Origin of the sequence: Parafilimonas sp. (assembly GCF_051953455.1) — a bacterium.
Taxonomy (GTDB): domain Bacteria; phylum Bacteroidota; class Bacteroidia; order Chitinophagales; family Chitinophagaceae; genus Parafilimonas.
In genome coordinates, this window is the sequence record NZ_JBQCIT010000034.1 from 1 (window position 1) to 22217 (window position 22217).

Here is a 22217-nt window from a genome sequence, read left to right on the forward strand (position 1 = left end):
CAATCAGTTTGGCATCAAGGCCGGTTTGATCGCTCACTTCAAAACCAGCTAGTTTATCGGCAATAATTTTATTTACGTTTGATACAGCTTTTAAAACACCTTTCCCGGTGTACACTTTGGCATCGTCATCACGCAGCTCCACCGCTTCATGAATACCTGTTGAGGCGCCGCTTGGCACGGCTGCACGGCCTAAAAAGCCTGCTTCTGTTATAACATCAGCTTCTACGGTAGGATTGCCGCGGCTGTCAAGAATTTGTCTTGCATGAATTTTTACAATGCTGCTCATAAATATTAATTTTATTTTGATTTATCCGAACAGGATGTATCCCGGAAAGCCGCATAGCGGTTGATACTTTGTACAACCTGTACTTGTTGGTTTTAAGCGTTGCAAAGAAACAATGTTATTGCGACATGAAAAACTGTTGCCGCAATTAAAGGTTAATCATAAAAAAGTACCTGCAGAAATACATTAAATAAGTTTAACTTACTTAGATTAACTGTTATCATTAAAATCCTGCTATGAATTATAAAAAAATTGTACTCTTACTTTTAATAAGTAGCGCTGCCAGCACGCTGCAGGCGCAGGTACCGGTAGTGGAAGAGCCCAGGCATAAAAAAGTGCTGGAAAATGACTATGTGCGGTTACTGGATGTACACCTTGCTCCAGGCGATACAAGCTTATATCATATTCATGCAACACCTTCTGTCATCGTGTTTTTATCGCAATCAGTAATGGGCGCTGAGGTAATGGCTGGCCAGAGCCAGCTGCCTGCCAGGGTTTACCCGCAACAGGTTTTATACATGGATTATGCGGCAAAGCCTGTTACACACCGGGTATATAACGATAGCACCAATGTTTTTCATGTAATGGATATTGAGCTGGTAAAAACTTCCGCCTCGCCGGATGCCTGCACTTTGCTTCAGCAGCAAAACCTTACAACTGCTATTGAGGAGCAACTCGTTAATGTTTATAAATTAGATATAGAACCCAACCAGTCTTTAACAATACCGGCCGGCCATTGCGCTTACCTGCTCATTTGTATTGCAGGTGAAATAGAAACAACCAAAAAAATGGCGGCTGGAGATTTTCTCTTTTTTACGCCGGGCAACAAAATACCACTCATCAATAAACAAAATATAAAAGCAAGCTTTGTTTTGCTTGCGCTTAAGTAATAGTATAAGCTGCTTTAACCAAATTGCAGCCTGGTATCAAAAAAATGGAATGACGTCTCGTCATATTTGCAGAAAAGGTATTTGTTTTGATAGCTATCTTTAACAAAAATTCAATCAGTAATGAAAACAAAAAATTTGGCTCTTATAGTAATTCTGGGATTAATTGTTCTTATTGGGGGATGTGTAGGTTGTGGTTCGATCGCTTTCCAGAAAAAAGGTGTGGCACTTGATGAGAACGTAAAAGCAAAATTTGCAAATGTTCAAAGTGAATACCAGCGCCGCAGCGATTTAATACCCAATCTTGTTAGCACTGTAAAAGGTGAAGCTAATTTTGAACAAACTACGCTGGAAAATGTTATTAAAGCAAGGGCATCTGCCACACAGGTAAAAGTGGATCCAAACGATCTTACACCTGAAAAATTACAGGAATTTCAACAGGCCCAGGGACAATTGTCACAGGCGCTTGGCAGGTTATTGGTAGTAACAGAAAATTATCCTAATCTCCGGGCTAATGATGCATTTCGTGGCTTACAGGTACAATTGGAAGGCACTGAAAACCGCATTAAAGTGGCCAGGAACGATTTTAATACGGCTGTGCAGGAATATAATACCACTATCAGAACATTCCCGAATAACTTTTATGCAGGATGGTTTGGATTCACGCCCAAACAACCTTTCCAGGCTGATGCCGGCGCTGAAAAAGCTCCATCTGTAGATTTTGATAAAAAATAATTTTTGCTAATGTTTTCTTTATTTAAATCTAAGCAGCAAAAATTTTTTTCGCAGGCAGAACAAACAAAAATTCTTGATGCCATTCGTGAGGCTGAGCAGCAAACAAGCGGTGAAGTACGTTTGTTTATTGAAAGTAAGTGCCGCTTTGTTGATCCGCTCGACCGTGCAGCAGAAATCTTTTTCCAGCTTAAAATGAATGAAACGGTAAACCGTAATGCGGTGCTGGTGTATATAGCAACAGTGCATCACCAGTTTGCTGTTTTTGCAGATGAGGGTATTTATAATAAAGCCGGCCAGCAGTTCTGGAATGACGCGGTAAAAGGAATGATGAGTGAGTTTAAAAAAGATCATATTGCAGAAGGCACCGCCGGAATGGTTCTTAAAATTGGCCAGTTACTTAAAACGCATTTTCCTTACGATGCCTCAACAGATAAAAATGAATTGCCGGATGATATTGTATTTGGAAGATAAAGTACAATAATTTTTTTGGCAGCAATTATTTTAAATAAGCATGTTAAGCACTCGCATTGTGCTGTGTATTTATAACCCGCACTTTTATATCTGCAGCGGCTTTCTATTTTAATATTAATGAAACATTTTTTATACATATTATTTTTTGTCTTTACCTCAATCAGTCTTTGTGCCCAGGAAGTTTTAAAGGCACCAAACCCGCCAAGATTGGTTGTTGATGATGCTAATTTACTCTCACCCGAGCAGGCACATATCCTGGAACAAAAGCTCGTTGCTTTTAATGATACAACCAGTAACCAGATAGCCGTGGTAACCATTAACAGCCTGAATGATGTGCCGATAGAAGATTATGCCGTTAAGCTTTTTCGTGAATGGGGCATAGGTGGTTCAAAACATAATAATGGTATTTTATTACTTATCTCCAAAGAAGACAGGAAAATAAGGATAGAAGTAGGATATGGCCTGGAGGGCGCCATTACTGATTTGCAGTCAGGCGATATTATAAAAAATGATCTTACGCCGAATTTCAGGAACGGCGATTATTACAGAGGTATTGACGAAGCAATAAATTCCCTGGAAAAAGCTGCTGCAGGCGAATATAAAGAGCGTGGTAAAACCAAAGATGATGATGATAATGGTGGCGGTGGTAACATAATAGGCTTCATCATAATTCTTATAATTATTTTCTTTATCATAGGCAGGGGAAGAGGTGGCGGACGTGGCGGCGGCATGATGAGCCGCAGAGGTTTTAATCCCTGGATAATCCCAACTATTTTTCCCGGTGGTGGAAGTTGGGGTAGAGGCGGTGGTGGCTTTGGAGGAGGAGGATTCGGTGGTGGCGGCGGCGGTGGTTTCGGCGGTTTTGGCGGCGGAAGCAGCGGTGGTGGCGGCGCCAGTGGCGGCTGGTAAATAACCCACAAAAAGTGGTGCATGAAAATTCCTAAAATGATTATAACTTTGCACCTTTCATTTACTGCTGATTGAACTGTAGCCCTTTTTATAACATGGCAATAAGATTTTACAGGTTGCACGATTTAGCCGATTAAATTACATTTGCTGATTAATACTTTTATTTTAATGGAATACAATACTACACGCAACGATATGAGTATGCGTGAATATGGCCGCCACATACAAAAAATGGTGGAATACCTTCTAACTATTGAAGACAGGGAGAAAAGACAACAACAGGCCCAGGTGCTGATTGAACTAATGGGTTTTTTAAACCCTCATTTGAAAAATGTGGAAGACTTCAGGCATAAGCTGTGGGATCACCTGTTTTTTATTAGTGATTTTAAACTGGATGTTGACAGCCCTTATCCTATTCCGCAAAAGGAAACATACAAGCAGAAACCTGATCCGCTGCCTTATCCAAAACGCTATCCCAAATTTTCTCATCTTGGTAAAAACCTTGAAATCATTATTGATAAGGCGCTTAATGAAGAAGATGCTGAAAAGAAGGAAGGTTTTGCCAATGCTATTGCCTATTACATGAAACTCGCTTACAGCAACTGGCATAAGGAACTCGTGCATGATGATGCCATTCGTACCGAACTGAATGAAATGACAGGTGGCCAGCTTGAGTTTAGTAATACGCCTTATATAAAACACCGCCCCCCGGCTTTTGAACGCGATGATTATGGCAGCAGAGGTAATAATGGAAGAAGACAAAACTTTGGAGGCCGTAGTAGTAATAACCGCGGTGACAACCGCAACCGAAATAATGGCAATAACCGCGGTGACAATCGCAACCGTAATAATAACGGCAATAGCCGGAACCAGAATTTTAAGAAGCGTTTTAAATAAAAGTTTTCTTCATTCTGAGAGATATAATATTAAACCCGCTTGCAAAGCGGGTTTAATATTTGTATAGGTTATATAAAAATGCAACTATGAAGAGAACCATAAAGCAGGCCGCTAAAAAAGGTACTTCTGCAAATAAAAAAAACACAAGGCCTTTTACCGCAAAAGGTAAGGGGTATAAGGAAGAAGTTTATAACCACGAGCAACAGGTGAATTATCAAAAAAGTAAGGCCGCTAAAAACCAAACAGAAAACACTGCCGGCCCTAAAGACTGATAAAAGCAACGCTTTTAAATTGAAATAATGTTTACTTCGCGCTCAAGTTCAATTTCAAACCTGGCTTTAACGCTGGTTATAATCTTATTGGATAGTTCATGAACCTCATCACCAGTTGCATTGCCATAATTTACCAACACAAGCGGCTGATGCACGTGTACTCCCGCATCGCCTTCACGGAAACCTTTCCACCCGCATTGTTCAATAAGCCAGGCGGCAGGAACTTTTACGTGAGCGCTATCAACTGCAAAATGCGGCATGCCGGCATTTGTTTGCTGCAATTCTTCAAATTGTTTTATTGAGATTACAGGGTTTTTAAAAAAGCTTCCTGCATTTCCAATTTTTGCAGGATCAGGCAGTTTGCTGCTGCGGATATTAATTACGGCCTGTGATATAGCTTTAATAGATAATTCGCGGACATTCATTTTCTCAAGTTCCTGTTCAATGGCGCCGTAAGAAGTATTAAAAACCGGCCGCTTGTTTAGTCGGAAAGTAACATTCAATATTATATATTCATCTTTATATTGCTTTTTAAAAACACTTTCACGGTAGCCAAATTCGCAATCATTGGCGCTGAAAGTTCTGGTTGAGTGATCTTTAATATGCAGGGCTTCCAGGCTTTCAAATACATCTTTTATTTCCACACCGTAAGCACCAATATTCTGCATGGGCGATGCACCAACGTTTCCCGGAATAAGGCTCAGGTTTTCAAGACCGGCATAATTATGTTCAATGCAACGCATAACAAACCGGTGCCAGTTTTCGCCCGCAGCTGCTTTTACATAATAATGATGGGCATCTTCTTTTACCAGTGCTATCCCTTTTAATTCGTTTTTTAAAACCAGCCCGTCAACATCTTTGGTAAAAAGCACATTGCTGCCGCCACCAAGTATTAAGCTTTTTAATTTTTGATGCTTTTGAAAAAGCAGCAGCTCTTTCAAATCGTCAATGGAAGAAAAGCCTGAAAAAAAACGGGCCGTTGCGCCAATGCCAAAAGTATTGTATGGTTTGAGTGAAATGTTTTGCAGTAAATTCAAGATAAATAGCTTTAATTCAACCAAAAATAAAAAAGCCCGGCTTGCTTTAGCCAGGCCTCAGGAAAATATTTAAATGATTTATTTGTTTATCTGGAATTTGCCTGTTTCTACAATTTTCCCGCTTGCATCCCTTAATTGATATACATAAATACCGCGGTAATAATCGTTTGAAAATGTGAGCATAAGTTTAGAAGTAGTTAATGTGGTTTCGTACATTTTTTTACCCGTAAAACTAAAAACCTGCAGTACGTAATTTTTATTCACATATTTCTGAGACACTTCAAAATTTATGAACGATATAGCAGGGTTAGGGTAACATTTAACATTTTTTGCCTGAACATTTATACTAACAGGTGGGCTTACGGCGTTTACTACATTAGAATATAAAATCAAAATGGCACAGGCTATTGCTGCCAGTGCTACATGTATTAAACGTTTTAAAGGTTGCTGTGTAAAAATTTTATTCATATTCTTATAATAAAATTATAGTTAATAAACATATTGACCAAATTGCCGCCCATTTTAGCAGCTTATTCCAAGATTTTGCATTTCTTTAATATTTGACGGCTGATCTGTTTTAAAATTTCGGGCATAATACCGCATTTTTTGATGAGTTATCCCGGTCAAGGAAACCTGCATAAGTTAGTGATACTTCAAACCCGCCCCTGTACTGGCTTACTGTTTTAAGTTGTGAAATATTTACATCGTAACTTACCGCAACAGAAAAAGGAAGATAATCAAGCTTTACTACCGGTATTATCGCATCCTTCCAACGCATATATGCGCCGAGATGAATAAGATAAAGCGGGTTTTCATAATCATCGCCCAGCTTTCTGCTATATGTAAAACCACCAATGGCCTCATTATAGTTGCCTTGATTTGAATAATCACCCTGTATAATAATGTCCGAATAATCATTAACAGAAAAATGCACTCCTCCCGAAAGCACGAGCTTTGGGTTTAATTCAACCGGTGGATTCGTATAAAAAGAATTAACTGGTCTATTGAAATGATGATATGCCACCCCAATAAAATAATAATCTCTTTCACTGTTCGCAATGGAAGAATTGAATGATAAACCTATGCTTCCATCCCAGTAATGGTAACTGAATTTGGTAAGCGTTTCACCATCGCTTAAAGCAGGATTGTAACCATTACCGTCAAACTGGTTATTAGTAGTTATTTTGCTCCGGTCTATCCTTCTTTGTACATAGCCACCCATTATGCCCAATGAAAGGTATTTGCTTTTTGAATCGTTGAGCGATTTATGATAATTCAGTGCAGGATAAATATTAGTGGTAGTAAAATTTGTAACGCCGGCCTTGTCAAACAATATTTGCGCTCCTGTGGTAATAAAATCATTGCCGCGTCCTATCGGTTGCTTATACTCAAAATTTACCGAAGATGTTTGATAAGGCGTTGTTACGCTTTGCCATTGATTCCGGTAAACGGCCTGCAGCCTTATATCTCCGGCAAACAGCCCCGCCAGCGACGGATTGCGTAATAACGGCGCTTCAAAAAACTGGGAAAAATGAGGGTCCTGTGCATTAGCGTTTAACGCGCAGCAACAACAATACAATGCCAGCGCATGCATTGATATTTTTTTTACTGTCGCAATAATGCATTCAGAATAAGTATTCTTAAAATACATGGTTTGGATATTGGATTTAAAACAGATTTTATATCAGTTCTTCTAAAAAAAATCAGCGCAATAAAGTCACATTCCCTTTCGAACTTATCTTTTGGCCATTCTCGCAGGTGATCTCAACTATATAAACATATACGTCTGGCTGCAGTGCTTTGCCTGCATATTTCCCATCCCATCCATACGATTGCTGGTTTGCAGGAAAATTGCTGCGTTCAAACACCTGTGTTCCCAAACGATTGAATATTCTTATAGACTTTATGGTCATTAAACCTTTTCCGCGTGGATAGAAATAATCGTTCGTTCCATCATTATTTGGGGAGAATGTATTTGGAATGAACAGGTTATCTTCACCATTGCACAATACGTTTGCTCTTATAATTTTTTCTGTATAACAACCGGCAACATTTGATGCGTTCACCGTATAAAAAGTTGATTGTTTCGGGCTGATTACCGGGTTAGGGCAATTAGTGCATGAAATATTTATGGCAGGTTTCCATAACCATTTTGTTACATCGGGAGAGCCGGTGGCATTAACCTGGTAACTGTTTCCCCCGGTAAGATTGACAACAGAATCCGTCAACTGAATGGTTGGTATAGGAAAAACATTCACATAGAAGGAAGCCGTATCGGAAAAACAGCCCTGGCTGTCTGTACCAACTACTGTAAAAGTTGTAGATGATGTGGGTGTGGATGATGTTACAGAGTCCGTACTGTTCTTCACCAAATCAGCCGGCCCCCACTTATAAGTTTCAGCGCCAGATGCAATTAAATTAACAATGGTGCCTGCACAAACCGTATCCGGCGCACTCGCTTTAATAACAGTGGGTTGTTTTACTTCAACTGTAACAGAGTCGGATGCCTTGCAGCCATACCCGCTGATGCCCGTTACATAAAAGGTGGTATTCTTTCTGGGTGATGCATTGGGTGCTGCACAATCCTGGCAGGAGAGCGCGGCACTTGAGTTCCATACATAATTATCAGCGCCGGACGCCTGCAGTTTTACTGACTGATCGCGGCAGATAATAACATTATTGCCCGCATCTGTTGAAGGGAGCGGCGCAACAAGCAGTTTTTGAATTACCGTATCGGAACAGCCAGCTTGCGTTGTAGCAGATACTGCCACATTATAGGTGCCGGCATCAGTATAAGTATGCGTGACATTACTCGTATTAAGCTGGCTGCCGTCATCCAGGTTCCATTGCCAGCTATTAATTGCCGGAGAACCGGCATTAGCTGTTGCAGAAAGCGAAATACCATCATTTACACAAGTGCTTGCCGGGATAACCGCCGATATTTCGGGCGATGCATCAATCTTGATATCTACCGGTAATTTAAATTCTGATGTGCAGCCAAGACGGGTAGTAATGTGGAGCAAAGCATTATACTTACCCTCTGTATTGTAGTAATGTTTCGGATGTGATTCCGCAGCAGAATCCCCATCGCCAAATTTCCATTTATAGGCAGTTATATTATCATAAGCTGCGTTGCTTGCATTTTTAAAATCAAATAAAGAGGAATCGCACACGCCTGCCACACGTTCAGTACTGAACTTTGCATTGGCGGAAGCAACGGTGACAGTGTCTTTATTTATAATGGCAACACGGCAACCGCTTGTGTCTTCAATAACAAGCTTGGGTAAATACTTACCTGTTTTTATATAGCTGTATTGTACAAAGGTATTTGTAGTGTTCAGCACTTCCCCATTACCAAAATCCCATGTGTATTTGGCAACATTTTCACCTTTAGCTGAAAACCTTGCTGCAATGGCATCGCAGCCTGTGAGCGGCGCATAGTTATAGGTGGCTTTCGGGCCTTTTACCACAATTTTTTTCGTCATGGTGTCAGTGCACGTGCCATATCCATAAACAGTTAATTTAAGTTGATATACGCCTGCTCTTGTATAATAATGTTCAGGCGTTGTTTCTTCTGATGTGTTACCATCTCCAAAATCCCATAAAATGCCTTTATAGCTTTTGGACGAATTGGACGGGTCAACAAAGGCCGGGGGGCAAACAAAAAGGCTATCAGTTAAAGAGAAATCTGCGGCAGCATCTGCAACGGTTATGTATTGTGGTTTGACTAAAGAATCAGCGCAACCATTTTTATCTTTTATTACAAGCTTTACACCGTATGTATTGTTATAGGCGTACTGGTGTAAAGGTGATTGCAGCTTTGAAACACTGCCATCGCCAAAGTCCCAGCTATACTTCATTCCGGCGCCTTCACTGGAGTCAATAAATTTTATAGAGTTGTTAGAGCAACTGATCGTATCACTTACACCAAAAGCTGCAACAGGCTGCGTTATACTCAGGCTGTTATAAGTGGCGGTATCATAACAGTTATTATTGTCTATTACTTTAAGCCAAACATTAAAATTACCTTTCGTGGTATAAGTATGGCTGAAAGGACCGCCGGCTAAGGTGTCCGGTTTCGTATTGTCTCCGTAATTCCATATCCAGGTTTTCAGGCTATTTCCGGACTCTGGTGCTGAAGCATCTTCAAAAGATATGGTTGAATTAAGGCAATCACCTTTTTTATTGGTAAATGCCGCTGTGGGCCCGGTAACTTTTACAGAAATATTATTTTGTATGGTGTCAACACATTTATTCACATCTGTTACTACCAGGTAAGGCGCATAAGTGCCTGAAGTATTGTAGGAATGATAAACAATGCTGTCGTTCCTGCCCTTGTTTACTTTGATTCCATCGCCAAAATTCCATTGATAGCTTTGTATGCCGGCAGCATCATAATTGGTTACAGAAAAGCGAAGCGAATCATATTTACAAGTGTTGGATGAAACGAAATTGTATTGAACAGCAGGATGTTCATCCACCACCCGGATGGTATCAATGGTAGTATGTTCACAGGCGCCGTTTGACACGGTAAGTGTTACGTAAAATGTGCCCTTTGATTTATAAGTATGAGAGGGGCTTTGAACCGTTGAAGTTTGGCCGTCGCCAAAATCCCAACGCCATGTTTTGGCCGCTGTAGATCCGTCCTGGAAACTGTAGGTGAAAGGATTTTTACAATCATAGACAACTTTATACCGGGCCACAGGCGGGTTTATATGGATATATGCCTTTTTTACAATTGTATCATAACATTTATACTGGCCGGCAATAAGCGTTACATCAAAATACCCTGAATCCCCATAATTATGTAAAGGATTTTGCTGGGTAGAACTTGTATTGTCGCCAAAGTTCCATATCCACTCGGAAACCGCTCCTGTTGAATTATTGGTAAACTGAATAGCCTTCGATGCACAGGCATCGGTGGGCACTGCCGTAAAATCAGCATCAGGCTTAACACTTAATGAAACTGCATTCAACATTAATAAAGTATCTGAGCAGCCTTCCTTTGATTTGATAACCAGCTTTACATTATAAACCCCTGCCTGCTTATATTCATGTACAGGTATAGCCTTATCTGATGTGGTTCCGTCGCCAAAATCCCATGCGTAAGATGCTATTGCATACCCTGTATCAATTACAGGTGTTAACGTAAGTGTTTGCGGGGCGCAGCCTTTAAAAGGCAGGTTTTTAATGCTTTTTATTTGCGGGGCACCAACCTGGACAAAGCCGGGTTTTACTATGGTATCTGAACAGCCGTTGGCATTGAATGCAATTAACGTAACGGTATATTTACCCGGTTTAGTGTAAGTGTAAGATGCATTCGCACTATCGCTGGAAGCATTAGTGCCAAATATCCATTTATAATTCTTTGCATTTTTTGATTTATTGCTGAAGCTGATTGTTGCCGGATAACTGCAACTGTATGTATTTCCAACAACATCAAAATCAGCTTCAGGTTCAGCCTGAATAGATATGGTTTTTTGAACAGAAGCTTTACATCCGCCAAAATCGGCCACCAGCTTTACGTCGTAATTGCCTGGTTTTGTAAAAGTGTGGATTACCGTATCACCAACCGCTGTGGCACCATCGCCAAAGCTCCATTTTTCACTGAGTGGTTTTAAGGACGAGGAATCTGTAAAAGTTATTGGTGCGCCAAGGCATGCGGTTGTATAAGTAAAGTCCGACTTTGATTTTCCAATTGTAATGTGCTGCACATAAGTGCTGGTGCAACCAATATTATTGGAGGCCACGAGGGTTACGGTAAAATCTCCTGTGCTTAAATAAGTGTGTTGCGGATCTTTTTCAGTGCTTGGGGCACTGCCATCGCCAAAATCCCATTGGAAGCTTAATTCCTGTGTTGCCTCAGAAGTATTGCTGAATTTTACTGTAACCGGCTCTGTACAAGCGCTGTTGTAGTCGTAAGTGAATTTTGCCTGGATTAAACCATTGGCAACAATATAGGCTGGCTTATTTATAAACTGGCGGCAACCAAAGCTGTTGGTAACGGTAAGCGTTACATCAAAACTGTCAACAATCGTATATTTATGTACCGGGTTTTGTTCATTTGATATAACCCCGTCGCCAAAATCCCAGGTCCATGATTCTATTGAGCCAGATCCGGGTGTGCTCAGATCTTTAAACCCGGCTTCAAAAGGCACACACCCGTCAGTTGGCGTTCCGCTAAATTCGGCGGTTGGATTATCGTAAACAATTACATAGTTTGTTTTAATTATTGAATCTTCGCCCTGCGAATTTTGAATATGCAGTTTAACGGCATATGAACCGGGCGTTATATAAACCGCGCTTGGATTTTGATTGGTGGATATAATGCCATTACCTAAATCCCAATACCAGGATGTAGGATCACCGGATGAAATATCGGTAAAGTCAACTACCAGGGGAGAACATCCTCCTGAAAGACTGGACGTAAAGTCGGCATGTAATTGCGCGTTGGTTTTTACACAAAAACACAGCACAACTACAATTAATAAAAATTTAGTCGGCTTATTCATTTTTCGGGGCAGTGCAACTTAGCGAAAAATAAAAACCCTAAAACATTTTTTGCTAAATTTTTTTTAAAATTTTAGCATTCAAAAAAATATATATTTTTTAAAAATTTAATTTCAATCAATTTTACTACAGTTATTTAGCACTTAATGTGTAAATAAGACAAATTGGTCTTTCCGATAATTTAAATTGCCGGAATGGTTTTATCGCTTATGGGCCGTGTTATATCCTTAGTGGTTATATTTTTATCGTTTGGATCCTTTGCTTTTAAAGCAAATTTTTGTAATAAACCAGGCAATGCCTCTGCGATAGCTCCCGTTACTGCAGGTGACAGTCCAAACTTGCAGGCAAGGCTGTTGATAAGGCCGCCTTCCATTGCGTTTGTAAGAGGATTACCTGCCGATCCGGCACCTTCCAGCAGGGAAAGTATTCTGCCGGTACCCCCGGGCAGGGCTTCGTGATTGGTAAGACCGGTAGTTAAATGGGTTGCAACTTCTGTTGCAACAGCATCTTTTTGTTCATCCGTAAGCTTTGATTTGAGTTCTGGATTATTCTCAAAATGTTCCTTTGCGAGCTCAAGAATTTTGTCAAACATATCGTTATCTTTCTTAAAGCTGTACTATAACTGTACCAGATTAACCTGAATGTGCCACGATTGCCTCTGTTATGCAAAAGAAGAAAGGTCTTCTTGCCCGTGACTGTGATGATATATGTTGGTAAACCCGCCAACAATATCCCTGCTGTTTTTAAACCTTAGCCGGTGGAGCTTAAGATTATCGATATCGCTTTGAAAAACCCTGCGATGAACAGGGCACATAGTGCCGCCTTTTACGCCTGCAGGTTTCGATGGGTCATATTGATACTGTGCATCTACGAGTGTGCCGCGGGGATACATGATGCCCGGTACGCCTTTTCCTCTAATATCAATATTTTCTGGATGAAGAAGCCCGAGCGTATGACCGAATTCATGTGCTGCAGTGGTAGAACCTGCATATAAATTTTCCAGTAAAAAATAGCCGCTGTTGCAGCCAATATCATCTACAAAGGAAATATTGCCGTGCGCAAAATTTTCTATACGGAAATAATTGTTGCGGCCATTGGTGTTCATAATAATTTCATCCATATCAATTTCCGGCTTCCATTCGGCCGTTATGGAAAATATAACACGCAAAAGCGTTTTATTTACAGGCACAGTTGCCTGCGGTTCATTCCACATTGTTTCAATTTCGCTACGTATCAGTTCAGTTACAGCGGCATCAGCGGCATTGCCATACGTAATAATGTGCGAACGAATTGTAAGTGTTTTATTGTTTATATCAATTTCAGCTTCACCCATTGTTTTGTTTTTAGTGCTCTTAATAAAACCATTTACTTCACAAAACTTTGAAATATTTTTTAATTGCCTGCAGTCGTGTAAATGGCATCACAGTTGGCCTGTTCCGATGGGAAGTTACTCCCTTCAACTGCATACCGTTACCGGGCTATTACATGCAGCAACAAGTGTACGGGATTATTTTAAACGCTGCTATATAAATAATTGCCGCTCATATTATTTTATAAATTTTTTCAGGGTTACTGCTGTTAGCTTAGCTCAGTATAAAACCAACGTATGAAACCGGGCATGATAATATTCCTTACACCGGGAATATGTACATAGCGAGGTTTTATGAAACCATTGAAAAAGCAAACTAGTACGAATGAAAAAACTATCACGCCGGTCTTTTTTATTAAATACCGGTCTTGCCGTTACTGCATCTACTGCTGCCGTTGCTGTTCCTTCATTATTATTGTCAAGAGATGTAGGTTCAAAATATACCGGCAAAAAACTCAACATTGCTTTATGCGGACTTGGCCGCTATGCCTCCATTCTTGCCGATGGATTTCAGGATGCTGAGTATTGCAAACTTGCAGGTATAATAACAGGCACCCCTTCAAAAGCAGAAGCCTGGAAAAAACAATACAACATTCCCGATAAGAATATTTACAACTACCAGAATTTTGATGACATAATAAATAATAAGGATATAGATCTTGTGTATATCGTTTTGCCAAATTCAATGCATAAAGAATATACAATTCGTGCCGCAAAGGCGGGCAAACATGTTATATGTGAAAAACCAATGGCTTTAAACGCGGCTGATTGTGAAGAAATGATAGAAGCCTGCAAAAATGCAGGCGTTCAACTGGCTATTGGTTACCGGCTGCATTATGAACCGTATAACCTGGAGATGAAAAGATTAGGCCAGGAAAAAGTTTTTGGACAGGTGCGCTTAATTGAAGCCTCGCTTGGTTACCGCACTTCCGATCCTAATGAATGGCGTTTAAAAAAAGCTATGTCAGGCGGCGGGCCGTTAATGAATGTGGGTATTTATTGTGTACAAAGCAGCCGGTATATTTCAGGTGAAGAACCGCTCTCTGTTACTGCACAATTTGGCCCTGTCACCAATAAGGAATTATTTACAGAGGTAGAAGCCTCTATTATGTGGCAGCTTGATTTTCCAAGTGGCCTTGTAAGCAATTGTACCAGCACTTATAATTGTAATGTTGACCGGCTTTTTGCATCAGCAGATGATGGCCAGTTTGAATTAAGCCCGGGCATAAGTTATGGCCCTTTTAAAGGTAAAACCAGTAATGGCGAATTGCATTTTCCTGATATAAACCAGCAGGCTGCCCAAATGGATGGAATAAGCAAATTGCTATTGGAAAATAAACCTTTGCCATTGCATATTACAGGTGAGGAAGGATTAAAAGATATGAAGGTGATCGATGCTATTTATGAAGCTGCATCTACGGGAGAGAAGGTGATGATGGCATAGAAGATAATTTCAACAAAGTTTAAATTGCATAAAAGAGATTAGTGAATAATATAATTATAAGGAAAGTTAAACAGGAAGACAATGCATTATTAGCAGCAATGATAAGAGAAGTGTTTGATGAATTTAAAGCGCCCACCTGCGGCACAGTTTATACAGACCCAACAACAGATGATTTATATGCATTATTTCAAACGCCACGTTCGGTGCTTTGGGTGGCAGAGGTTGATGGAGAGGCGCTGGGTTGTTGCGGTATTTATCCAACCAGCGGGCTTGAGGAAGATTGTGCTGAACTCGCCAAATTTTATCTTTCAAACAAAATACGCGGCAAGGGAATCGGGAAGCAGTTAATGCTGCAATGCTTTCAATCTGCTAAAGAAATGAATTATACAAAACTTTATCTTGAAAGCCTGCCACAATTTGCAAAGGCAGTAAGCATATATGAAAAATATGGTTTTGAAAAGATAGATAAACCATTAGGCAACTCAGGCCATACAACCTGCAGCATCTGGATGATTCATTCTAGTTTTGCTGAACAATAACCTCCTGGCCTGCATCAGCGATATGACCGATAAAGTGTGCTCATTTCATGTGTAGCATCAATTGCGGAGTGAATACCGCATATTCAGCGGCTTATTCACCATGCACGCACATAACTCACGACTCATTAATGATAAATGGCTTGCCGCCATCTTTTGTTTTTACAACAAACCTTTTTATTATAAAGTGTAAGCAGTTAATTTTACCTTTTTAGTAAAATCTGAATTCACTCATGAAAAGAACCAGACTGCTTCTCTTTTTTTGTTGTATTATTTCAGCCTCGTATGCACAGGAAACCTTTCCCGTTAACGGAATCCATGATTATCGAACAGGCTACATTGCTTTCACACATGCCACTATTGTGAAAGATTCCAAAACAACCCTAAAAGATGCAACGCTTATTATTAAGGAAGGAAAAATAATTGCTGTTGGTAATAACCTGTCTGTGCCAAAAGATGCTGCAAGCATTGATTGCAAAGGCAAATATATCTACCCTTCCTTTATTGATCTTATCAGCAATTATGGCATTACAGCGGCAACGCAACCGGCACAACGCCGCGGCTACAGTGTGCAACCGGTAAGCAATACAAAAGGCGCTTATGGGTGGAACGAAGCTATCCGTCCTGAAACGGATGCTTATAAAATATATGCTGAAAATAATGATAAGGCTAAGGACATGCGCGGTATAGGCTTTGGTGTTGTGCTTTCGCATTTGCAGGATGGCATTGCACGTGGCACAGGCACGCTTGTTACGTTAAGCGATGAAAAGGAAAATTTTAATATGCTGAAGGAAAGAGCTGCTGCTTTTTATTCGTTCAGTAAAGGCAGTTCCACGCAGGATTATCCAACATCTTTAATGGGTGCGATTGCTTTATTACGGCAAACCTATCTTGATGCGGCGTGGTATAAAAATCTTAAACCTAAAGACAGGGAAAAGTCAACCAGCGAAGGCACCAATCTTTCTTTACAAGCCTGGAATGATAATCAATCATTACCACAAATTTTTGATGCCGGTGAAAAATGGAACGTATTGCGTGCGGCAAAAATTGCTGGTGAATTTGGTGTGCAATATATTATTAAAGGCGGTGGCAACGAATACCAGCGCATGGCAGAAATGAAAGCCACCAAAGCAAATTTTATTCTGCCATTGAACTTTCCAAAAGCTATTGATGTGGAAGACCCCAATGCCACAAGCCTTGTTGCTTTAGGCGTAATGAAGCATTGGGAAATGGCGCCGCTTGAACCGGGTATGTTTGATAAGGCAGGTTTGAATTTTGCACTTACTGCCAGCGGTACCGCACCTGGTGAATTCCTGGATAATCTTCGTAAAGCAATTGATAATGGATTGAGTGAATCAAAAGCCCTGGATGCTTTAACCAAAACGCCTGCCACATTAATTGGCGCTTATGATAAAATAGGCAGTATTGATGTTGGCAAGCTTGCCGATTTCATTATTACTACAGGCCCTGTATTTGATGAAAAAACAGTTTTCCTGCAAAACTGGATTTTGGGTAAGAAATTTATATTAACGAATAATGGTTGGAACGATTATCGCGGTAATTATAAGCTCACCATCAAACAAAATAATAACAACAGGCAATATGATGTGGCTGTAGAAGGCAAGCCTGGCAAGCTTTCTGCCACTATTAAGCCTGCAGGTGATACCACGGAAACTGATGTTAAATTAAGCGTCATCAATAATTCGGTTAATTTAAGATGGAGCGCTAAACCAGACAGTTCCAAAAACAATTTTCTTACCGGCGTTATTAGTAACAATGTATGGAATGGTTCCGGTTATGATGCTTACGGAAATACGGTAGCCTGGAATATGGTGGCATCATCACCATATATCGAAAAGCCTGATACGGCTAAACCAAAAAAGAAAGAGGAATTTATTGATACAAGCATGCTATATCCGTTTGTTGGATATGGTTTTAAAACCATGCCCAAACAGGAAAATGTTTTAATTAAAAATGCAACGGTATGGACTAATGAAGCTGCCGGCATTTTACAAAACACAGATGTATTAATTAAAGGAGGAAAGATTGCTGCTGTTGGTAAAAACCTTTCTGCCGCAGGTGCCAAACAAATTGATGCAACCGGTATGTATTTATCGCCCGGCATTATTGATGAGCATTCACATATTGCAGCAACCGGCGGTATAAATGAATGTTCACAATCTGTAACCGCAGAAGTGCGTGTGGGCGATGTAATAGACCCTGAAGACATACAGATATACCGACAGCTTTCAGATGGTGTAACGTCTTCTCATATTCTGCATGGAAGCTGTAATACTATCGGCGGCCAAACGCAGTTAATAAAATTAAGATGGGGTAAGGATGCTGAAGATATGAAATTTGAAAACTGGGATGGCTTTATAAAATTCGCCTTAGGTGAAAATGTGAAGCGTTCTTATTCCCCTACCAACAGCCGCTTTCCCAATACACGCATGGGCGTAGAACAGGTTTTAACGGATGCTTTTACCCGCGCTGAAGATTATGAGAAACAAGGCGAGGGTAAAAGAAGAGATTTAGAGTTAGATGCATTGGTGGAAATTTTAAATGCAAAAAGATTTATAACCTGTCATTCTTATGTGCAAAGCGAAATCAATATGCTGCTGCATGTTGCCGATTCCTTTCATTTTAAAGTGAACACTTTTACGCATATTCTTGAAGGGTATAAAGTAGCCGATAAATTGAAGGCCCACGGCGCTTATGCATCCACCTTCAGCGACTGGTGGGCTTATAAAGCTGAAGTGCAGGATGCCATTCCTTATAATGCCGCTTTAATGACGGATGTTGGTTTAACGGTTGCTGTAAACAGTGATGATGCTGAGATGGCGCGTCATTTAAACCAGGAGGCTGCCAAGACCATTAAATACGGTGGTATAACACCGGAGCAGGCATTTAAAATGTGTACATTAAATCCTGCCATTATGCTGCACGTTGCAGATCGTGTAGGCAGTATTAAAGTTGGCAAAGATGCTGACCTTGTTTTATGGAATGATAATCCATTAAGCGTATATGCAACCGCACAAAAAACGTTTGTTGATGGTATTGAATATTACGACAGGCAACGTGATTCAACCATGCGCATTTATATAGCGAATGAAAGAAACAGGCTTGTTCAAAAAATGCTGGCTGCTAAAAAAGAAGGAGCCAAAACACAGCCTGCTGCAAGAACTTTTGATCAAATAAACGAATGCGAAGAAGACAGGGTTGGGGCGATGATTGGAGGTTTTTAATTTAGTTCAATGTTTAACGTTTAACGTTTATGGCAACGATTAAATGCTTTGAAGATGTTGAAGGTTGGAAGCTTGCAAGGGAGCTTTATAATATTCTTGGCGATTATATTAACGAAAGAAAATTTAAAAGAAACTTTAGTCTTATTGACCAAATAGAAAGATCCAGTGGTTCGGTTATGGATAATATTGCGGAAGGCTTTGAGCGGGAAGCAGAGCCGAATTTATTGTTTTCCTGGGCTATGCAAAAGGCTCAGCAGGTGAAGTCAGGTCGCAATTATATAGGGCATTAGATAGAAAATATCTTTCAGCAAACGAATTTGAACATCTATATAATTTAATTATTCACATCAGCAGTTGTATTCAAAAATTTATTGAATATCTCTTAAAATCTAAAGTTGCTGGTGTTAGAAAGAAATCCTGAACAGAAGAACAGTAAACATTAGACATTAAACTTTAAACGTTAAAAATGAAAAATATTCTCTCAATTCTATTTTCAATAATTATCTTAAAAAGTTCTGCGCAATCAAATGTTTTACCAGCGCCTGCGCAAACACAGCCAATAGCTTTAACGCATGCAACCATTCATATTGGAAATGGAGAAGTAATTGAAGATGGAACAATTGTTCTTACAAATGGAAAAATTACGGCAGTTGGTAAATCTGCTGATGTAAGCAGTGCACAAGTTATTGATTGCACCGGCAAGCAAATTTATCCCGGTTTAATTTTAAGCGATAGCCAGATTGGCCTGAATGAAATAGGCGCTATACGTTCCGAACGCGATGATTATGAATTAGGCGAACTAAATCCTGGTGTGCAATCATTGGTTGCCTACAATACTGATTCAAAAATTATTAACACCGTTAGAAGCAATGGTATTTTACTGGCAAACATTGTTCCTGATGGCGGCATTATCAGTGGCACTTCATCTGTTATGCAATTAGATGGCTGGAACTGGGAAGATGCCGCATATCAAAAAGATAATGGTATTCATTTTCGTATGCCTTCACTAATGTCAACCCGGGGAAATAGTGATGTTGATGATATTTTAAAGAAAGCTTACGCACAAATTGATGAGGTGCGTACGTTCTTCCGCGAAGCGAAAGCTTACCTTGCTGAACCATCACATACAATAACCAATATAAAGTTTGAATCAGTAAAACGTTTATTCAACCAAACACAAACTTTTTTTGTGCATTGCGAAATGGTAAATGAAATGATGATTGCTATTGAATTTGCAAAAGAGTTTGGATTTAAAACAGTAATTGTTGGCGGCACGGAAGCCAATAAAATCACTGGTTATCTCAAACAGAATAATATTGGCGTTATACTCAACCAAATGCATACATTGCCCATAATGCAGGATGACGATGTTGATACCTATGCAAAATTGCCATACCAATTGCAGCAGGCAGGTGTGCTGTACTGTATTAATGATTTCGATGAAATGAACCGCGGCCGGAACCTTATGTTCAATGCAGGCGTGGCGGTTGGCTTCGGCCTTACCAAAGAACAGGCATTACAAGCTATAACATTGAATGCCGCAAAAATTTTGGGTATTGATAAAAAAACAGGATCACTTGAAACAGGCAAAGACGCTAATATTATTATAAGTGATGGTGATGTTTTGGATGTTAAATCAAGCATCATTGATTATGCTTTTATACAGGGCAGGCAGATAAATCTTGATAACAAACAAAAACAATTATACGAGCGCTATAAAACAAAGTATGGTTTAAGTAAATAATGCTATTATAAAAAGGCCGGCAATCGCCGGCCTTTTTATAATAAGTAAATCCGTTTGTATTATTTAGACATCTCAAAAATTGCCGGGTCAATTTCTTTATTTATTTCAATTTTATTGACGGTTACATCTAAGGCAAACTGCTCCATGTCCAGGTGTGTTTTATTGGGGAAAACAATACCGGAATCTGTTTTTTGATAATCTGAAGGCGTTACGGTTATTGTTATAGGCTGTCCCATCGCTTCCCCTGTTTTTACTACCTGTATTATATACCAGGTTGAAGGGTCTATATAATAAGTAATATCTGAATTATACTTGTTGGTGTACTTGATTTTATAGGCATTTACATCACCAACTTTTTCCTGGCCCTCTAATTCAACCTTTGCGCCGTTTGCAGCATAGTTAAACAAAGGGTCAATATAAACCTGGTCTGCTGAAGCATGAAACTGGTCTTCAGGCAATGCTGCTGCATCTGTTGATCCTGCAAATGGATTAATCATCCAGGCGCCTTTATCTGTTACCACCTGCACCAGGTTCTGGCCGTTAAAGTCAGATTCATTTCTATAGCCTTTTCCATTTACAATAGATGTTTTGGTGGAAGATTGATTACCCATTACTTCTGTGCTGCTTTCCATATACACAGAATTTACTTGCGACAATTTATCCTGGCCGCCGATAGCGTCAATATGTTTTGCAATAATTTCTTCGGCTGTTTGCGCTTTTGCGCAGGTTAAAAAACTAATTGCTAGTAAAGTAAGAATTGATGTTTTCATTGTAATTAAAATTTTTTAGAAGTGCTGAAAGAATAAAATTCAGATAAAAAAGAATAAGTTGTAAAAACAGGGGGATTTATTTTTAACCGGCAAACCGCAATACCTACTGCTGTGTCAATCTGCTATTTGTTTTTGGACAGAATAAAGCGGATTATTAAGTTATATAAATTCGCAGGGCTTTATATTTTAAACAGTTTGTTTATTTGCAGGCAATTCAGGTTACGAATTAATTTACTTTTACCACTTTAAATTAAAGTCATGTATAATTTACTAAAAGGAAAGAAAGGCATCATCTTCGGTGCATTGAATGAACAAAGTATTGCCTGGAAAACTGCACAGGCCTGCTATCGTGAAGGCGCTGAACTCGTTTTAACCAATGCTCCCATTGCGCTGCGTATGGGTGAAATAAATAAGCTTTCTGCTGAGTGTGGCAATGCACCTGTTATTCCTGCTGATGTGGTAAATATGGATGACCTTAAAAAACTGTTTGAAGAAAGCATGAAACATTTTGGCGGCGGCATTGATTTTATTCTGCATTCAATCGGCATGAGCCTTAATGTGCGCAAAGGAAAAGCTTATACGGAAATCGACTATAACTTCAATCAGAAAACGCTGGATATTTCAGCCATGAGCCTGCACCGTGTTTTGCGTACCGCCTGGGATTTGGATGCGCTGAATGAAAGCGCCAGCGTGGTAGCACTCACTTACATTGCTGCACAGCGTGTATTCCCTGATTATAATGAAATGGCCGATGCCAAAGCATTGCTTGAAAGCGTTACCCGCAGCTTTGGCTATTATTATGGGATAAAGAAAAAAGTGCGGGTAAATACCATATCCCAGTCGCCCACAAAAACTACGGCCGGCAGCGGTGTAAAGGGCTTTGATGGCTTTATGGCTTATGCCGAAAAAATGAGCCCGCTGGGTAATGCATCCGGCGAGGATTGTGCTAACTATTGCACGCTGCTTTTCAGCGATTATGCAAAAAAGGTAACCATGCAGAACCTTTTTCACGACGGTGGTTTCAGCTTTACGGGGGTTACACAACAGATCGTTGATCAAATGGAAAAATAATGTACGCATGGTTATACATTTTGTGGAATTTTATTCC

General features: G+C 39.9%; 18 protein-coding genes and 2 pseudogenes. 12 read left to right on the plus strand and 8 right to left on the minus strand.

Going from position 1 to position 22217, the window contains the following annotated elements; genetic code table 11:
• Positions 1 to 286, minus strand: a pseudogene (gene eno, locus ACTHN6_RS13425) (phosphopyruvate hydratase); the annotation flags it as partial.
• A gap of 233 nt (positions 287 to 519) precedes the next feature.
• Between eno and ACTHN6_RS13430 the strand changes: the two are divergent.
• From ACTHN6_RS13430 to ACTHN6_RS13455, 6 genes are all read left to right on the plus strand, one after another.
• Positions 520 to 1173, plus strand: coding sequence for a hypothetical protein (locus ACTHN6_RS13430; RefSeq protein ID WP_440436283.1), 654 nt, complete (start codon positions 520 to 522; stop codon positions 1171 to 1173).
• Positions 1174 to 1293: 120 nt separating this feature from the next.
• Positions 1294 to 1905, plus strand: a complete 612-nt coding sequence (locus tag ACTHN6_RS13435; protein ID WP_440436284.1) for a LemA family protein — start codon at positions 1294 to 1296, stop codon at positions 1903 to 1905.
• A gap of 9 nt (positions 1906 to 1914) precedes the next feature.
• The gene (locus ACTHN6_RS13440; RefSeq protein WP_440436285.1) at positions 1915 to 2376 is read left to right on the plus strand and encodes a TPM domain-containing protein; all 462 of its coding nucleotides are present in this window, start codon (positions 1915 to 1917) and stop codon (positions 2374 to 2376) included.
• A 117-nt stretch (positions 2377 to 2493) separates the two neighbouring features.
• Positions 2494 to 3285, plus strand: coding sequence for a TPM domain-containing protein (locus tag ACTHN6_RS13445; RefSeq protein ID WP_440436286.1), 792 nt, complete (start codon positions 2494 to 2496; stop codon positions 3283 to 3285).
• Between the two features lie 168 nt (positions 3286 to 3453).
• A complete protein-coding gene (locus ACTHN6_RS13450) occupies positions 3454 to 4182 on the plus strand; it encodes a DUF4290 domain-containing protein (protein ID WP_440436287.1) in 729 nt (242 codons plus the stop codon).
• 86 nt (positions 4183 to 4268) lie between these two features.
• On the plus strand, positions 4269 to 4454 hold the full coding sequence (locus ACTHN6_RS13455) for a hypothetical protein (RefSeq protein ID WP_440436288.1): 186 nt from the start codon (positions 4269 to 4271) through the stop codon (positions 4452 to 4454).
• A gap of 14 nt (positions 4455 to 4468) precedes the next feature.
• On the opposite strand, the gene murB is transcribed toward ACTHN6_RS13455, so the two are convergent.
• From murB to ACTHN6_RS13485, 6 genes are all read right to left on the minus strand, one after another.
• Positions 4469 to 5491, minus strand: a complete 1023-nt coding sequence (gene murB, locus ACTHN6_RS13460) for a UDP-N-acetylmuramate dehydrogenase (protein WP_440436289.1) — start codon at positions 5489 to 5491, stop codon at positions 4469 to 4471.
• A gap of 78 nt (positions 5492 to 5569) precedes the next feature.
• Positions 5570 to 5959, minus strand: coding sequence for a T9SS type A sorting domain-containing protein (locus ACTHN6_RS13465; protein ID WP_440436290.1), 390 nt, complete (start codon positions 5957 to 5959; stop codon positions 5570 to 5572).
• A gap of 109 nt (positions 5960 to 6068) precedes the next feature.
• Positions 6069 to 7085, minus strand: coding sequence for a PorP/SprF family type IX secretion system membrane protein (locus tag ACTHN6_RS13470; protein WP_440436291.1), 1017 nt, complete (start codon positions 7083 to 7085; stop codon positions 6069 to 6071).
• 109 nt (positions 7086 to 7194) lie between these two features.
• Positions 7195 to 12003: a PKD domain-containing protein gene (locus ACTHN6_RS13475; protein WP_440436292.1), complete on the minus strand. Its 4809-nt coding sequence runs from the start codon at positions 12001 to 12003 to the stop codon at positions 7195 to 7197.
• Between the two features lie 179 nt (positions 12004 to 12182).
• On the minus strand, positions 12183 to 12593 hold the full coding sequence (locus ACTHN6_RS13480; protein WP_440436293.1) for a hypothetical protein: 411 nt from the start codon (positions 12591 to 12593) through the stop codon (positions 12183 to 12185).
• A gap of 69 nt (positions 12594 to 12662) precedes the next feature.
• Complete coding sequence (locus tag ACTHN6_RS13485) at positions 12663 to 13334, minus strand: peptidase M10 (RefSeq protein WP_440436294.1); 672 nt, start codon at positions 13332 to 13334, stop codon at positions 12663 to 12665.
• A 361-nt stretch (positions 13335 to 13695) separates the two neighbouring features.
• Between ACTHN6_RS13485 and ACTHN6_RS13490 the strand changes: the two genes are divergently transcribed.
• The 5 genes and pseudogenes from ACTHN6_RS13490 (at position 13696) to ACTHN6_RS13510 (ending at position 20339) form a co-directional block, all read left to right on the plus strand.
• Entirely contained in the window at positions 13696 to 14814 is a 1119-nt protein-coding gene (locus ACTHN6_RS13490) for a Gfo/Idh/MocA family protein (RefSeq protein ID WP_440436295.1), read from the plus strand.
• A 41-nt stretch (positions 14815 to 14855) separates the two neighbouring features.
• Positions 14856 to 15353 carry a GNAT family N-acetyltransferase gene (locus ACTHN6_RS13495; protein ID WP_440436296.1) on the plus strand — a complete coding sequence of 166 codons (498 nt, stop codon included), beginning with the start codon at positions 14856 to 14858 and terminating at the stop codon, positions 15351 to 15353.
• A gap of 230 nt (positions 15354 to 15583) precedes the next feature.
• Complete coding sequence (locus ACTHN6_RS13500; protein ID WP_440436297.1) at positions 15584 to 18595, plus strand: amidohydrolase family protein; 3012 nt, start codon at positions 15584 to 15586, stop codon at positions 18593 to 18595.
• Positions 18596 to 18624: 29 nt separating this feature from the next.
• Positions 18625 to 19016: pseudogene (locus ACTHN6_RS13505) on the plus strand (four helix bundle protein).
• 45 nt (positions 19017 to 19061) lie between these two features.
• Complete coding sequence (locus tag ACTHN6_RS13510; protein WP_440436298.1) at positions 19062 to 20339, plus strand: amidohydrolase family protein; 1278 nt, start codon at positions 19062 to 19064, stop codon at positions 20337 to 20339.
• Between the two features lie 59 nt (positions 20340 to 20398).
• On the opposite strand, the gene ACTHN6_RS13515 is transcribed toward ACTHN6_RS13510, so the two are convergent.
• Positions 20399 to 21109: a hypothetical protein gene (locus ACTHN6_RS13515; RefSeq protein WP_440436299.1), complete on the minus strand. Its 711-nt coding sequence runs from the start codon at positions 21107 to 21109 to the stop codon at positions 20399 to 20401.
• Positions 21110 to 21367: 258 nt separating this feature from the next.
• Here ACTHN6_RS13515 and ACTHN6_RS13520 point away from each other — a divergent pair, with 258 nt between their 5' ends.
• Positions 21368 to 22180 carry an enoyl-ACP reductase FabI gene (locus ACTHN6_RS13520; RefSeq protein WP_440436300.1) on the plus strand — a complete coding sequence of 271 codons (813 nt, stop codon included), beginning with the start codon at positions 21368 to 21370 and terminating at the stop codon, positions 22178 to 22180.
• Positions 22181 to 22217 lie beyond the last annotated feature (37 nt).